The organism is Phyllobacterium sp. 22552 (genome assembly GCF_052044585.1).
In the GTDB taxonomy this organism is placed as follows: Bacteria; Pseudomonadota; Alphaproteobacteria; order Rhizobiales; family Rhizobiaceae; genus Phyllobacterium; species Phyllobacterium ifriqiyense.
Map to the genome: position 1 here is coordinate 12,731 of NZ_JBQENG010000007.1, position 13,863 is coordinate 26,593.

Sequence of the window (13,863 nt, forward strand, 5' to 3'; positions counted from 1 at the left end):
AAATGGAGGAAAAAATGAAAATTATCTCGAAATTGCTTATGGGAACAGCGCTTGCTGCTTCGCTTGTCATGCCTGCTGCGGCCAAGGACTTGCAAAAGATCGGTATTTCGGTCGGCCTTCTAGGAAATCCATTCTTTGTAGCGACGATCAAGGGCATTGAAGATCGCGCCAAACAGATCAACCCAAGCGTACAGGTAACGTCTGTTTCGGCGGATTATGATCTTAACAAGCAGGTCTCGCAGATGGACAGCTTTGTTGCCGCTGGCGTGGACATCATCATGCTGAATGCAGTGGATGCCAAGGCAATTGCACCAGCGGTGAAAAAGGCTCAGGCAGCAGGAGTCATTGTTGCTGCATTCGATGTGTCGGCTCCCGGCGCCGATGTTACTGTCATGACCAATAATATAAAAGCCGGCGAGGAAGCCTGTCAGTACATTGTAGATCAGCTCAAAGGAAAGGGCGATGTCGTGATCATCAACGGTCCGGCTTCGTCTTCAATCATAGATCGGGTTCAAGGCTGTAAGAGTGTTTTGGCAAAGAACCCGGAAATTAAAATCCTGTCGGACGATCAAAATGCCCAGGGTTCCCGCGATGGTGGCCTTGCCGTCATGCAGGGACTTCTTACACGATTTGACAAGATCGATGCCGTTTTTGCAATCAATGATCCGACGGCAATCGGCGCAGAATTGGCTGCAAAGCAGCTGAATCGCAGCGAATTCTTCCTCACCGCCGTCGACGGTGCGCCGGATATTGAGAAGTCTCTCGCCAGTGGAAAGTCGATGATCAAGGCTTCGGCCTCCCAGGATCCTTATGTTATGGCCGGCGATTCCCTCAAGATGGCGGTTGATTTGATGAACGGAAACAAACCTGCCGAAACGACAGTTCTTCTCGATCCCAAGTTGATTACTGCCGATAATATAAAGGAATACAAAGGTTGGACTGCCGCTCGGTAGAGTTTTTCGTGAAGACCTGTCCGCGATAATGATGCGGGCAGGTCTTTTTTAACCCTTCTCAATTGCCAGAAAGTCTTCCATGTCAAAAATCGGTGTTCACTCATTCGTTTGGAGCGCAGGCTCATCTAAAGGCGATCTGGAAAACGCGCTCAACCGAACGCATGAACTGGGCTATAAGCTGATCGAATTTTCATATCTTGATCCAAGACAGGTCGATGTAAAGTGGCTGGCCGGGCGCATTCAAGACCTTGGGCTCGATGTAGCGATCAGTATGGGTTTGCCGCCTGATGGCGATATATCAAGTTCCGATATGGCCATCGTTGGCAATGGAACGGATATTCTGGACAAGGCGATTGCTCTTGTCCGCGACTTGGGCGGATCGAAGCTTGCGGGAATATTGACTTCAGCGCATGGGAAGCAAGAACATGCTTTGACAAAACGGGGCTGGGATAACAGCGTTACGGCGCTTTCAAAAGTCGCCGACCATGCGAAAGCAGCAGGCGTGACGCTCAATCTCGAGATCGTAAATCGTTTCGAGAGCAATATGCTCAATACAGCAGCTCAAGGTCTGGCTTATATTCACGACACCGGTGCATCGAATGTCTTGTTGCATTTGGATACATTCCACATGAACATTGAGGAAGCTGATGTCGGATTAGCTATCCGGCATGCTGCCGAGAAAATTGGATACATTCATATTGGTGAAAGTCATCGCGGCTATCTTGGCACCGGCAGCATCGATTTCGGCGCTATCTTTGATTCATTGATCGCAATTGGCTGGGACGATTACCTAACTTTTGAGTCCTTTTCCACGACGATAGTTGATGAAAATCTGTCACTTAAGACCGCAATCTGGCGTAACCTTTGGGATGATAATTTGGCCCTTGCAAAACATGCTCGCCAATTCATTGAACTTGGAATGGAAACCGCGCGACTCAAGGCAGATTTGGTAAGACAAGCACATTTGCCGATTGAGTGACAGCCTGACTGTGTGGCCAAAGGCTCGGTGAGGGAACTAACTCCACATAGCACGCATGCGTGAACCTACATCAACCCGAACGCCACGGGCCCCAGTTTCCCTCGCGTTCTCAGGGCGTGCAATCGGCCATGAACAGCACTCGAAATATTGCAGTAGAGTGGCTGGAATGAACCGTGTGCGGGAAGCGTAAACATGCCGATCGCCTTTGGCGTTCTGGCCATGCGTGAAAAACCGCTGAGGGGTGACAAGGTGCAAGCTATCCTTTGCTCTTGTCATGGCGACGTAGAGCAGGCGCCTCTCTTCCTCGATCTCTGCAGTTGAGCCGGTACCAAGGTCGGACGGCACGCAGCCGTCTACCACATTGAGCAGATAAACCGATTTCCATTCTTGTCCCTTGGCTGAATGGATCGTCGATAGGATGAGATAATCCTCATCCAGCAATGGGACGCCAGATTGATCGCTTGTCGCGTCCGGCGGATCAAGAGTGAGTTCAGTCAGAAATCTCTCTCGCGAAGGATAGCCGCTGGCAATTTGCTCAAGCTGAAGAATATCAGCCTGGCGCATTTGCGCATCTTCGTGAATACGCTCCAGATGCGGTTCGTACCAACGCCGGACCAACTCAATCTCGGCAGGCCAGCCCATCCTTCTGGCGCTGAGTTGTTGAACGGTCGAAACGAAGTCCGACCAATTGTCACCGGCGCGCGGAGGTGCCGGATGCTGGGTGAGGGCACTTAATGGGTCCGCATCTATCGCCATGTCTTCAAGTGCGCGCTGTGCCGAAGCAGGACCAACGCCTGGAAGTATCTGCATGAGGCGGAATCCGGCAACACGATCACGCGGGTTTTGCGCAAAGCGAAGCATGGCCAATACGTCTTTAACATGGGCGCTGTCGAGAAACTTCAATCCACCAAATTTGACGAAAGGAATGTTGCGCCGGGTCAGTTCAACTTCCAAGGGTCCGCTGTGATGTGAAGTACGGAACAACACCGCTTGCTGTTTCAAAGTTGTTCCGGTTTCCCGGGTCTCCAATATCTGCTCGACGATGTAATTTGCCTGCTCGTTTTCATCGCGCACAGAGACGAGTCTCGGCCTTTCCGCAGACTGTCGCTCCGTCCAGAGATTTTTTGTGAAGCGTTCGGATGCCAGATCAATCACGCCGTTTGCCGCACTCAGGATCGGCTGTGTGGAGCGGTAATTGCGGTCAAGTGTGATGACATCCGCCGGTGGAGTGAATGAGCTTGGAAAGTCGAGGATATTGCGAATGGTAGCAGCGCGGAACGAATAAATAGATTGCGCGTCATCACCGACTACCGTCAGACCGCGTCCTCCGGGCTTCAAGGCCAACAGAATGGTTGATTGTAGGCGATTGGTATCTTGATATTCGTCGACGAGGACGTGATCAAAGCGGCCACCAATATCTTCTGCAAGCAGCGGATCGCAAACGGTCTGCGCCCAATAGAGGAGTAGATCGTCATAGTCGAGAATGTTCTGTGCTTGCTTGGCTTCGACATAACCGGCAAAAAGCTGGCGAAGTTCTGTCTCCCACATGGCGCACCAAGGGAAAACATCCTTTAGAACCTCGTTGAGTGGGCGTTCAGAATTGACGACGCGAGAATAGATCGCAAGGCAAGTTCCTTTGGTCGGAAAGCGGGTTTCGGTTTTGGAGAAACCAAGTTCGTGCCGGACCAGATTTATGAGATCGGCCGAATCTTCCCGGTCGTGGATAGTAAAGTTCGGGTCAAGCCCAATCTGTTCGGCATAGTCACGTAAAAGCCGTGCGCCTATCCCGTGAAATGTTCCCGCCCAATCCAAGGCGTCAGTCATGATCGAGGACTTTTGCCCAAGCACCTGCGTACAGATACGGCCGACCCGTTTGGACATCTCAGCGGACGCACGTCTCGAGAATGTCATCATAAGGATACGGCGAGGATCGGCACCATTTACAATGAGGTGTGCAACCCTGTGTGCCAGCGTATTGGTTTTTCCCGATCCCGCTCCCGCAATGATAAGAAGCGGTCCGCCAGTCTGACCATCGGGTAGTCCGATACCAAATTCTACGGCCTTGCGTTGTGCAACGTTCAACTTATCAAGATGCGCAACACTCATCGAAAAACTGGTTCCTATTTCTGATTCTGCTTGGAACAAAGATAGAACATAACACTCGTTTGCTCAATACTCAAGGCGGTGCAGAGACATACGCCAGCCGTTCCCGCTGCAATTAGTTCGGGCTCTGCATATAGGCCGCGCAGAGCGAAAAAACGCTTGCGAGCAAGCTGAGCAAGCCCCCGCATAGAGTAATGTAAACAAAGCCCTCGGCCGCGTAGACTTTACCCATGACGATAGTCCCAGCGAACAGTGCAAGGTAGGTTACCGCGCTATTGAGACCCATTATTGCCCCACGTTGTGAAGGTTCCAGGGCCGTTAGTCGCATAATCAGCACGTTCAGGCCGAAGTGATTTGCGAGCCCCCAGATTGCCATGACGGCAAGAACCCCGGTGTAGGTGCCTGATACGAGCGACATCACGGCGTAAACCACAGCGACCATCAGAAAGATTAAGGGGAGCAAAACGCGACGGCCACTATAGGCGTCAACATAACGGTCCAGAAATACGGCGCTTCCAAAACCGATCCCGTAGAAGATCGCCGCAAGCCCGGTGGCTCGCACAGGATATTCCAGGTTCACATGCAAGTGATCGCCGACATAAGCATAGACGCCGTAAAAAGCCGCCATGAAACACCCACAGGCTGCCAGAAGCGGCAGTACGCCTTTGATCGTCAAAGCGGTGATTGGCGTTCTTGATGCAACACCCTTGCGCTGTGTTTCATGCTGCCCGTTCACCGATAATCCCGCTCCAGCAATGAGAGCCGCTGCGGCGATTGCGATGTAAAATGCACGCCAGCCAAGACCGTCAGCGATCAACGTCGAAAGGGGTACACCCGCCACCATGCTGATCGTCCAACCCGTGAGTACGATACCAATCGTGCGCCCTTCATGTCCGGGCGAAGCAACGACGGCAGCAAGAGTATAAATTGCGGGCAGGGCGACACCGGCCGATATGCCGACGAGAAACTGAGAAATCGTCAGGACGACTGCGCCTTGAGCCACACCACTGCTGATAAAACCGATCGCCATTATCAACATGACATAGGCAAGCGTTCTACGAGGGCCCGCCCGATCTATCAGTTGCCCCAGAGCGATGGCCCCCAACGCGGTTCCAAGCCCAAAGGCAGCCGATGCCAGCATAATGTCCTGAACTTCTACGTCGAACCCATCGGCAATTGCCGGCGCAATCGGACCCAGTGCAAGTGAATTTGAGCCGATCAGACCAATGCATCCCGTCAGGGCCCAGACTATTGCGGGAACCGACATTGATGAAATTTCGCTTGTTACGTGATTATCATTCTGCATAAGCTCACAATATTCGAATGTTATTCGGCGGCAACCAGGGAGTTTACGGTCGTGAAAAAAACAGATGGTATTCTGCACCATAAAGGGGAGGCGCATAGGGCAGACCCAATGGACAGAAAATTGTTAGGTCAACTGGTGGGGGATGCGACCCTCAGCTATGCTGAACTTGGACAGAGAGTTGGCCTTTCGGCCCCGGCGGCACATGAGCGTGTCAAACGCTTGCGGCAGCGGGGAGCGATCAAAAGCGTCTCAACACTGATAGACCCCGCAAGTGTAGAAAAATCGCTTCTGGCGTTTGTCCATGTGGACACAACAGGCTGGGGGAAAACACCGACCTTGCTGGCAATAAGCCAGTACCCGGAAGTGGAGGAAATCCATTCGGTAGCGGGCGACGCGTGCATGCTACTCAAGGTTCGCACGAACGGGACTCAAGCTCTTGAACATTTGCTGGCGCAACTGTACGCAACGCCAGGTGTGAAGGCGACGCGAAGCTATGTCGTGCTGTCGACCTATCTCGAGCGGCCCGTACAAGCCGAAACAACGCAGGAGTGGCCGGTGATCGACTTCACGCGGGAACAGGCTGACGCCAAAAATCTTCTTTAGGCTGGAAGCTTGGGGAACGAAAACTCTGCCAGCTCGTTCCAACGACAACTCAGGGAGGTTCCCAATGTCAAATGAAGATGGATCCGGAGGCAATCCTGCTTTCGATAAGAGCAGCCCGACATCCTTCGGACAATCCGTAGAAAGTGAAGCGCAGATTGCCGATGCTGCGAGCCGCTCGTCCGGCCTTGTTGGCAAAGGCGAAAGACTTCACGTCTATAGGGTTGTGCCGACCGCCTCACCTGACGATCCCCGATGGGAGAACTCGCCGTTTCAAGGAGAGGTCGTGGTGGCTGCACGGACCAGTGGCGATGCAAGAATTGTAGCCGCGGGCCGCGAGCTTGATTTTATGGAAGTCGATGCGGCACCTGCCGATGATGTTACCACTTTCAATGCAAGTGCCTTCCGCGATGACAAGCTCTATACGGTCATCGAGATTGAAAGCGGTAGAACCGATCTGACGCGAGGGGTCATTGTTGGCGATATCAGCGTTGATAATATCCGGCCTATGCGGTCCTTAGACTGATCGGTGGTTTATAGTCGGTTTTCTGCGCTCACCTGCGGCACATCGCGCGTGTTCATTAAAGAGATGCGGGGACCAAGAAGGGGCTTCCTCTATGTGCCAGCGTACTTGAATGATCCTGTTTGAAGGCAGACCCCCTCTGGAACTAGCGTGGTTCGACACTTAAGTTGAGATAAAGAGGACTGAAATCGGCATACTCTTTAAGACGTTCCCAATCGAGAATAGTCACGATCTTACCCGCCCATTTGAAGAGATTTTCCCGCCGTAACATTTGCAGGCTTTTGTTCAGATGGACCACTGATATGCCCATCACATCTGACAGCTCGGCTTGTGTGAGAGGAAAGCTAAACGAATTATCCCGTGTCTGGCCCACCACTTGCAGACGGATGAAAAGCTCGCAAATCAAATGGGCGAGATGTATTTTCTTGGGTCGCCGTCCCATTCCCACGATCCACTCCCGGTGAATAGAGCCATCGATAAGGGTTTGCAGCCACAGCAAACGCGTGAGATGGGGAAACCTCTCGGTAACCATGATGATATCGTTGTGATCGAAAAGAGCTATGCGGCAAGGTGTGAGTGCAACAATGCCATGATCCATAACCTTCAAAGGAAAGGCATGAAGGTCCACAAAATCGCCGGGAACATGCAGAGATGTAATTTGCCTACTCCCATTTTCAAGTACCTTGTAGCGAGCAGCAAAGCCCTCCACCAGAAGTGTACTATACCTCGGACGGCTTCCTTCGACGACAAGATCCTCATCCGCGGAAAAATTCTTGTCCTGGGTTATCATTGATTGCAGCAATGACTTTTCCGCAACTGATACGACATCGTGACTCTCAAGTTTCAGTAGCAAGGATTCAATCAAAGAAACGTACTCCAGAGGGCGTGTTGAAATTTTATCGGCACCTGTAGGAACCTAATCCTTCAAAGAGGCTTATGTTCCAGAAGAGGAAAAAGCATGAGCCGATATTACTTCGATTTGGACAATGGCGACGGCAGGACCCGCGATGATGAAGGGGTGGAACTTCCTGACAATGCCGGCGCCATTAAAGAAGCTTCAAGGATTGTAACCGACCTGGCACGTGACGAACTGGTGGAATGCGGCAATGGTAGAATTTGGCTTACAATCAGAAAATCGGATGGCAATGTGCTGGCGGTGGCCAGCCTGCTATTCGACACGAAATTTATCGAATTTCAGCCAGCTGGTGAAAGCTGAGCAGTACTCAACTCCATCGCTGAATGCACCCAGGTCATCCAATAAAGCCTCGGTTTCACCTGAGTGATTCTTTCGCGACACCGTCAGACCGGGGAGACAGTTCGCCGGACATCCGATCTGTGGATTTCAAAGCGGTAGAGTTACCGACAGCCTCCCGGCTGGCTTGCCTGTGCGGAGGGTTTTATTGCAGCAGCACCTCATGCCGGCGCCAGCCCTGATTTGGATTGTTGGTTCTGGAGCAGTTTGCCTATTTCGGTGGAAGATACTGCTTCACTGAATAGATGACCTTGCACTTCGTCACAATGATTTTCACGCAGAAATGTCAGCTGCTCGTGGGTCTCAACCCCTTCTGCGATCACTTTCATGTTGAGCTTTTGCGCAAGCGATATGACGGCTGCGGTAATCGTTTTGTCATCGTCATCCTCAACCAAATTTCGTAAAAACGACCTATCTATTTTCAACCGTGAAACCGGGAGGCTTTTTAAGGCACTTAAGTTTGAATATCCCGTACCAAAATCGTCAATGGCAAAACTGACACCGACTTTGCGCAGTTCCTCCATTGTGGCAATTACTTCGTTGACGTCCCGCATTACCAAACTCTCAGTAAGCTCAAGTTCAAGGCACTTGGCATCTAATTCTGTTTCGCCCAATGCGTGCATGACACGGCTCGTCCAATTCTGATCGTGAAACTGACGAGCCGAGACATTGACGCACATGGTAATTGGTTCAAACCCGGCGTCCTGCCATCTTTTGTTCTGCTTGCACGCTTCGTAAAGAACCCACTCGCCAAGCGGCACAATAAGCCCCGTTTCTTCTGCCAACGGAATAAATTCGTTGGGATTTATCAGTCCCAATTGCGGATGATTCCACCGGACCAAGGCTTCCACAGCGAATATGCGTCCGAATTCCAGTTCCACTTGAGGTTGATACAAAAGGTGAAACTCGGATTGAGCAATGCCTCGGCGAATTCCGTCGTGGAGGGCTAACCTTTCATGGGCTTTTATATTAAGTTCCGGCGTGAAAAAGCGAAATCCGTCCCGCCCTGCTTCCTTTGCCTTATACATGGCAATATCCGCATTTGCGATCAAGGTTTCAGCATCTGTTCCATCTTGGGGATAGGTGGCGATACCTATGCTGCAAGTGATGTGGAACTCTCGGCCTCTGATAATCATTGGCTCCAGGATCGCTGCTCGGATTTTGTGCATTGCGGCAGCAATCGCGTCGGTGTTTTCCGGTAGATCTGTCAACAGGATAACAAATTCGTCGCCGCCCATACGCACTGCCGCGTCCGTCGGCCGTATACAATTCTCCATACGTCGGGCAACCGTCTTTAAAAGTTCATCGCCTGCAGTGTGGCCGAGGCTATCGTTGACGAACTTGAAATTATCCAAATCGACGAAAAGGACCGAGACCCATGGGTTGTGCCGTTTCGTCTGTAACATTGCCTGCGTGAGGCGATCCGTCAGGAGAATACGATTTGGCAAACCAGTCAGCATATCGTGGTAAGCCATATGGCGGATCTTATCCTCGGCATGTTTCCGTTCGATCGCAATTGCTGCGATTCTGGTCGCGATTTGTGTCAGGTTGATCTCTGCCGGCTCCGGATGGCGTACTCCGGCCGAGTAAAGTGCGAACGTGCCAAGGACGATGCCACCGTGAGACAATACTGGAGCCGACCAGCAGGATTTCAGACCATGACGGGAAGCCAGATCGCGGTAATTCTTCCAAAGTGGATTACTGGCGATGTCAGCAACGATCACACTTTCGCCAAGCCAGGCAGCAGTCCCGCACGATCCGGCACCAGGTCCAATGGGGAGACCGTCGATCGCCCGGCAATACTCTTGCGATAGCGTAGGCGCGGCTCCATGCTTGAGGTGAGTACCACCGTCGTCAAGTAACAAAATTGAACCGTATACACCGACCAGCTGTCTTTCCATAAGTCTAACCAGGCGATCAAGAACTGCATGCAGAGGTGAATTTACAACAATCATCTCAAGTATCGCTGTCTGCTCATCCCTGAGAAAGTCATCTCTTTTGCGAGCAGAAATGTCACGCGAGATTCCAACCAGCCCTACGACAGTGTCATTTGTTGATCTTAGCGGGACCTTTGAAGTGGATAACCACCTCTCCTTGCCAGAAGCAGCATCAACGACGCATTCCTCCATCCCTATCATTGCAACACCAGTACGAATGACCTGACGTTCGATTTGGGAGAATCTTGCTGCGGAGGATGCATCATGCAAGTCGAAGTCGTTCTTTCCGGTCAGATCATCCGGACTTTCAAATCCGTGAATACGGGCAACTGCCTCATTTGCCACGATGAAGCGACAATCCAGATCCTTGACAAACAGGTAGTCCGGCACCTGATCAATCATATTACGAAGCAGTCTGTGTGGGTCGTTTAAACTCTTGTCAGCAAGGTCGTTCTTCACAATCGACATCACACCTGGCCTTTGTTGGCCAGATGTAGCCCACTGGAAACATTCGAAACCGATCGCGTCGTCAAAATCGAGAAAATGCCAGGGTCATCGCGACGAGAAGATTGTATTGTTTTTTCAATTGGATTGTTGCGCAGTTCGGTCATTAGAATTGCTTCCCTCATCTCAGTAAACTACCCAAGCGCGCTTCCGTTCCCACATCCTTTCGAATGTCTCGTTCCATCCAATGGAGGTCAATAGAATTTTGGGGACGTGACGCGCATTGTTCAACAAGGACTTTGTTGTCCACCATGAGAAAATATGGAACCTTGCCACGCCAGCGATAGGATCCTCACATCAGCAATTATGCGCATGTGGCAGCCCCCTGATCATAATGCAGATCTGGGAAGGTCACAAACTGGCTGCCGCCGTTCGCGTATTGACCCTATCAACTTTATGCCGGCCTCAGGCACCGACAGACAACCAACAAAACCCTTCCGATCGAGGGTCGATTTATCACAAGCAATCCCACCCGACCATATCATCAAGGCGGCCACGAACTGTACAGAGGCAAATAGTGAATCGCGGCTGATTGATGCCGGGCAAAATCTCAATCCTCAACAGGGCGCCATGTTGACGATCACAGCCATGAAATATAAGCCTGAGGCTTGTTCGGCTTTAAGCGGTCGGCGTACCCGCCGCTCCTGTATTCCAAGAATGGAACTCCTTGCATGGCTACGCCAAAAAAACCGCCGGTTGTCAAAACAGGTATCACCGGATTGGACGAAATCCTGAGGGGAGGGCTGCCCGCCTCCAATTTTTACATTCTCCAGGGAGCGCCCGGATCTGGCAAAACCACGGCCGCACTGCAATTCCTGCTTGCAGGTGCTCAAAATGGCGAACGCTGTCTCTACGTCAGCCTGTCCCAAACGACGTCGGAACTGAAATCCATTGCTGTCTCTCACGGTTGGAAACTCGACGGTATCAGGATCGAGGAGCTGTCGGCATCAGACGCTGTGAATGGCGCGTCTGATCAGTCGATTTTCCAGACGACGGAGCTTCGGCTGGACGAAACCCGTAAAGCGGTTGAGCAAGCCATTGAGGATCATAAGCCCAGTCGGCTTGTCTACGACTCGCTTTTGGAAATCCGGCTGATCACGGGCGATTCGCCACGGTTCCGCCGGGAGCTGCTTGGCTTCAAGGCGTTTCTGGCCAAACATGGTGTCATTGCATTATTGCTGGATACGCAGACCAGTGGGTCCTCCGAGCGCAATGGTGAAGAGGTCGAGGGTATCGCGCATGGTGTAATCCGCTTCGACAAGTCTCTTGAAGAATATGGCGGGGTTCGTCGCCGTATAGAAGTCAGCAAAATGCGCGGCGTACCCGTTGCCGACGGATATCACGACATGGCGATACGTGAGGGAGAGGGCGTCATCGTCTATCCGAGGATCATTCCGGGTACCGCATCCGAGACCGTCAAACCGCAACTGATCAAATCGGGCGTCACCGCGCTTGATGAGATGTTTGGGGGCGGTCAGGAATCCGGTACCACGACGCTCGTGATCGGCCAATCCGGCACGGGTAAATCCACCATGTCCTCCTTATATGCTACTGCCGCCCTGAAACGCGGTGAAAGCGTTGCGCTGTTCCTTTTTGAGGAACGTCTGGAAACCTTCTTCAGGCGCTCAGAGGGACTGGGGATGGATTTGCGCCAGTTCCACAAAGAGGGTCAGCTGATCATCCGTGATTTCAATCCCAACGAAATATCGCCGGGGGAGTTTGGCAAAATCGCTCAGGAAGTCGTCACCCGCGAAAAATCCCGCGTGGTTGTGATCGACAGCTTCACCGGATACCTGAATTCCCTCCCGCATCGTGAAAAGGCCGTGCGAGATATTCAGTCGCTGCTGAAATACCTTGCCCGGTCGGGCGTCCTGACGATGTTGATCGTGGCTCAACACGGGCTGCTGGGCCAAAATGTTGGAATTGATGTCGACGTCAGTTTTCTCGGCGATACAGTGTTGCTTTTGAGAATATCAGAACATGAGGGAAAACTCAGGCGCAGTATAACGGTGGTAAAAAAACGCCATGGTCCTCATGACCTGGACGTTAGGGAACTTTTGATCCAGAGTTCGGGCGTGTCAGTTGTTCCTTATAATCCCCTTCCTGAACTCTGATGCACGACGAGAACCAGAGCGAACTTGATTGGGCGCTCGTCCTTGCTCCATACCGCAAGGACGCCGCGTTTATCGAGATTTTGCTCGTTGAAAATGGTATGAACGTCAGGGTATGCGCCAGCACAGAGGATTTGGCTGAGATGCTGGCGCAATCTCCCGGCGTTATTCTCGTAACCCACGAGTCGTTGACACCCAGGACGATAGAAGCCATTTCGGTACATTTGTCGGCACAGCCGAATTGGTCAGACCTGCCCATTTTCGTTCTTCTGGACCGAAAGGCCCCGCATGCCCGTATCCGTGCGGAATTGGAAAGACTATGGCCGCAAGCAAGGCAAATATATTTTCAAAGACCCGTCATATCTCTCGAACTGGTAACCGCTGTTCAATCTGCATTTTTGGTGCGTTTACGGCAGCGTGAAGTCAGAGATTCGATCGAGCGTGAGCGCGACCTCCGCTTCGAACTCAATCACAGGGTCAAGAATATTCTGGCGAGCGTAAGCTCTATCTTCAGAATGACCCGTCGCGCAGCAGATACGATTGACACGCTGGTGGCGGACTTTGAGGGGCGCCTGGGAGCCTTGGCTAATGTTCATTCGGCTGTCTTCGAACAAGGTGGCGACACGGTCGACCTGCGAGAAATCGTTGATCTAACCTTAAAACCTTATGCGGACAAAGCAAAGCGGCTGAAAATCGATGGCCCGGAGCTTCTGCTCAACCGCGACGCTGGCACCACACTTGCACTATGTCTGCATGAACTGGTCACAAATGCCATCAAATATGGCGCTTTGTCCACGGATGAAGGACGTATAAGTGTAATCTGGAAGATATCCGATGACGCCCAGCCGATTTTGACGCTGGAATGGATTGAAAGTGGGGGGCCGCCTGTGAAGGAACCGACGAGGGCAGGGTATGGCACACGATATATCCGTTCAGCCTTGTCAGCCATATTCGGCGAGAAACCTATAGTTCTGTTTGAACCTACGGGATTGCGCTGTGTGGCTCGCGGATTGCTTGCAAATGTTGTTTTAACCGATCTCCGTCCGCCGTTTAAATAAACGGTAGAGGCTCCTTCCATCATTTGAGTGTTTATAAAAAATTCATTGTCATGATGCAGGTCTTGTATCAGCAGGGCAGCAATCCGAATGCCAAATGATCTTTTTATACCTTCAAGGAACGCTAGCCGTGGCCGGTATTTTACAGAAGATTGGGGGCCGTGGGGTTCTGTGCCATTGATTGGCAATCGGATTAACCGTGCCCATCCCTATCTCTTGTTGGCCTCTCCGCAACTGTAACCCACCAGTAGTGGTATGCGTCAAGATTATCGGATTTCCAGGCGCACCATCTGTCGAGCGACACCTCGTGTTCATGGTTATCGAACTGAGAGACACTATACTCGATCTCAGGAGTGCATTGTCCCACAGTCTCATAGACCTGGCTGAGTGGCTCGTCCCATATGATGTCCCCAAAAGTTGTTTTCACACCGTGCTTGATTGGCACCTTGTGCCTCGCGTCTCGTATGCTATTCCCAATCACTTACCATGGGACAGTAGATTTAACACTTTTAGCAGGAAAGCAGTTCCTGGTGATCAAAA

The 13,863-nt window shown here is 51.7% G+C and carries 12 protein-coding genes and 1 pseudogene; 7 read left to right on the forward strand and 6 right to left on the reverse strand.

Translation table 11 applies throughout. From position 1 onward, the window contains the following. Positions 1–14: 14 nt before the first annotated feature. Together ACTJI9_RS16435 and ACTJI9_RS16440 are read left to right on the forward strand one after the other, a co-directional pair. The gene (locus tag ACTJI9_RS16435; RefSeq protein ID WP_337353307.1) at positions 15–953 is read left to right on the forward strand and encodes an ABC transporter substrate-binding protein; all 939 of its coding nucleotides are present in this window, start codon (positions 15–17) and stop codon (positions 951–953) included. A 79-nt stretch (positions 954–1,032) separates the two neighbouring features. Beyond that, positions 1,033–1,932, forward strand: a complete 900-nt coding sequence (locus tag ACTJI9_RS16440) for a sugar phosphate isomerase/epimerase family protein (protein WP_307276843.1) — start codon at positions 1,033–1,035, stop codon at positions 1,930–1,932. Between the two features lie 36 nt (positions 1,933–1,968). Here the strand turns inward: ACTJI9_RS16440 and ACTJI9_RS16445 are convergent, their stop codons facing one another. Both ACTJI9_RS16445 and ACTJI9_RS16450 read right to left on the reverse strand, forming a co-directional pair. Further along, positions 1,969–4,038, reverse strand: coding sequence for an ATP-dependent helicase (locus ACTJI9_RS16445; protein WP_440809383.1), 2,070 nt, complete (start codon positions 4,036–4,038; stop codon positions 1,969–1,971). Between the two features lie 112 nt (positions 4,039–4,150). Further along, positions 4,151–5,302, reverse strand: a complete 1,152-nt coding sequence (locus ACTJI9_RS16450) for an MFS transporter (RefSeq protein WP_440809386.1) — start codon at positions 5,300–5,302, stop codon at positions 4,151–4,153. A 147-nt stretch (positions 5,303–5,449) separates the two neighbouring features. Between ACTJI9_RS16450 and ACTJI9_RS16455 the strand changes: the two genes are divergently transcribed. Further along, on the forward strand, positions 5,450–5,944 hold the full coding sequence (locus ACTJI9_RS16455) for an Lrp/AsnC family transcriptional regulator (protein WP_336441526.1): 495 nt from the start codon (positions 5,450–5,452) through the stop codon (positions 5,942–5,944). 64 nt (positions 5,945–6,008) lie between these two features. After that, the gene (locus ACTJI9_RS16460) at positions 6,009–6,467 is read left to right on the forward strand and encodes a hypothetical protein (RefSeq protein ID WP_440809389.1); all 459 of its coding nucleotides are present in this window, start codon (positions 6,009–6,011) and stop codon (positions 6,465–6,467) included. Between the two features lie 142 nt (positions 6,468–6,609). On the opposite strand, the gene ACTJI9_RS16465 is transcribed toward ACTJI9_RS16460, so the two are convergent. After that, on the reverse strand, positions 6,610–7,329 hold the full coding sequence (locus ACTJI9_RS16465) for a Crp/Fnr family transcriptional regulator (protein ID WP_336441342.1): 720 nt from the start codon (positions 7,327–7,329) through the stop codon (positions 6,610–6,612). Positions 7,330–7,422: 93 nt separating this feature from the next. Here ACTJI9_RS16465 and ACTJI9_RS16470 point away from each other — a divergent pair, with 93 nt between their 5' ends. Further along, positions 7,423–7,680 (forward strand): DUF6894 family protein, encoded by a 258-nt coding sequence (locus ACTJI9_RS16470; RefSeq protein ID WP_307276858.1) that lies wholly within the window; start codon positions 7,423–7,425, stop codon positions 7,678–7,680. Between the two features lie 197 nt (positions 7,681–7,877). Here the strand turns inward: ACTJI9_RS16470 and ACTJI9_RS16475 are convergent, their stop codons facing one another. The 3 genes and pseudogenes from ACTJI9_RS16475 to ACTJI9_RS16485 form a co-directional block, all read right to left on the reverse strand. Beyond that, a complete protein-coding gene (locus ACTJI9_RS16475; RefSeq protein ID WP_440809813.1) occupies positions 7,878–9,671 on the reverse strand; it encodes a putative bifunctional diguanylate cyclase/phosphodiesterase in 1,794 nt (597 codons plus the stop codon). Positions 9,672–9,770: 99 nt separating this feature from the next. Continuing rightward, positions 9,771–10,121: pseudogene (locus ACTJI9_RS16480) on the reverse strand (PAS domain-containing protein); the annotation flags it as partial. Further along, positions 10,121–10,264 (reverse strand): hypothetical protein, encoded by a 144-nt coding sequence (locus ACTJI9_RS16485; protein ID WP_336441344.1) that lies wholly within the window; start codon positions 10,262–10,264, stop codon positions 10,121–10,123. The gene ACTJI9_RS16485 and the pseudogene ACTJI9_RS16480, both read right to left, overlap by 1 nt. Positions 10,265–10,828: 564 nt before the next feature. Here ACTJI9_RS16485 and ACTJI9_RS16490 point away from each other — a divergent pair. Together ACTJI9_RS16490 and ACTJI9_RS16495 are read left to right on the forward strand one after the other, a co-directional pair. After that, positions 10,829–12,271, forward strand: a complete 1,443-nt coding sequence (locus ACTJI9_RS16490; RefSeq protein WP_440809394.1) for an ATPase domain-containing protein — start codon at positions 10,829–10,831, stop codon at positions 12,269–12,271. After that, positions 12,271–13,326, forward strand: coding sequence for a sensor histidine kinase (locus ACTJI9_RS16495; RefSeq protein ID WP_336441346.1), 1,056 nt, complete (start codon positions 12,271–12,273; stop codon positions 13,324–13,326). The genes ACTJI9_RS16490 and ACTJI9_RS16495 overlap by 1 nt, the downstream gene beginning before the upstream one ends. Positions 13,327–13,863: the final 537 nt, after the last annotated feature.

What these genes read in the sequence shown, in the direction of transcription:
- ACTJI9_RS16435 (WP_337353307.1), top strand. Translation starts at nt 15, where the DNA reads ATGAAAATTATCTCGAAATTGCTTATGGGAACAGCGCTTGCTGCTTCG.
- ACTJI9_RS16440 (WP_307276843.1), top strand. Translation starts at nt 1,033, where the DNA reads ATGTCAAAAATCGGTGTTCACTCATTCGTTTGGAGCGCAGGCTCATCT.
- ACTJI9_RS16445 (WP_440809383.1), bottom strand. Translation starts at nt 4,038, where the DNA reads ATGAGTGTTGCGCATCTTGATAAGTTGAACGTTGCACAACGCAAGGCC.
- ACTJI9_RS16450 (WP_440809386.1), bottom strand. Translation starts at nt 5,302, where the DNA reads ATGTCGGTTCCCGCAATAGTCTGGGCCCTGACGGGATGCATTGGTCTG.
- ACTJI9_RS16455 (WP_336441526.1), top strand. Translation starts at nt 5,450, where the DNA reads ATGGACAGAAAATTGTTAGGTCAACTGGTGGGGGATGCGACCCTCAGC.
- ACTJI9_RS16460 (WP_440809389.1), top strand. Translation starts at nt 6,009, where the DNA reads ATGTCAAATGAAGATGGATCCGGAGGCAATCCTGCTTTCGATAAGAGC.
- ACTJI9_RS16470 (WP_307276858.1), top strand. Translation starts at nt 7,423, where the DNA reads ATGAGCCGATATTACTTCGATTTGGACAATGGCGACGGCAGGACCCGC.
- ACTJI9_RS16475 (WP_440809813.1), bottom strand. Translation starts at nt 9,671, where the DNA reads ATGATTGTTGTAAATTCACCTCTGCATGCAGTTCTTGATCGCCTGGTT.
- ACTJI9_RS16485 (WP_336441344.1), bottom strand. Translation starts at nt 10,264, where the DNA reads ATGACCGAACTGCGCAACAATCCAATTGAAAAAACAATACAATCTTCT.
- ACTJI9_RS16490 (WP_440809394.1), top strand. Translation starts at nt 10,829, where the DNA reads ATGGCTACGCCAAAAAAACCGCCGGTTGTCAAAACAGGTATCACCGGA.
- ACTJI9_RS16495 (WP_336441346.1), top strand. Translation starts at nt 12,271, where the DNA reads ATGCACGACGAGAACCAGAGCGAACTTGATTGGGCGCTCGTCCTTGCT.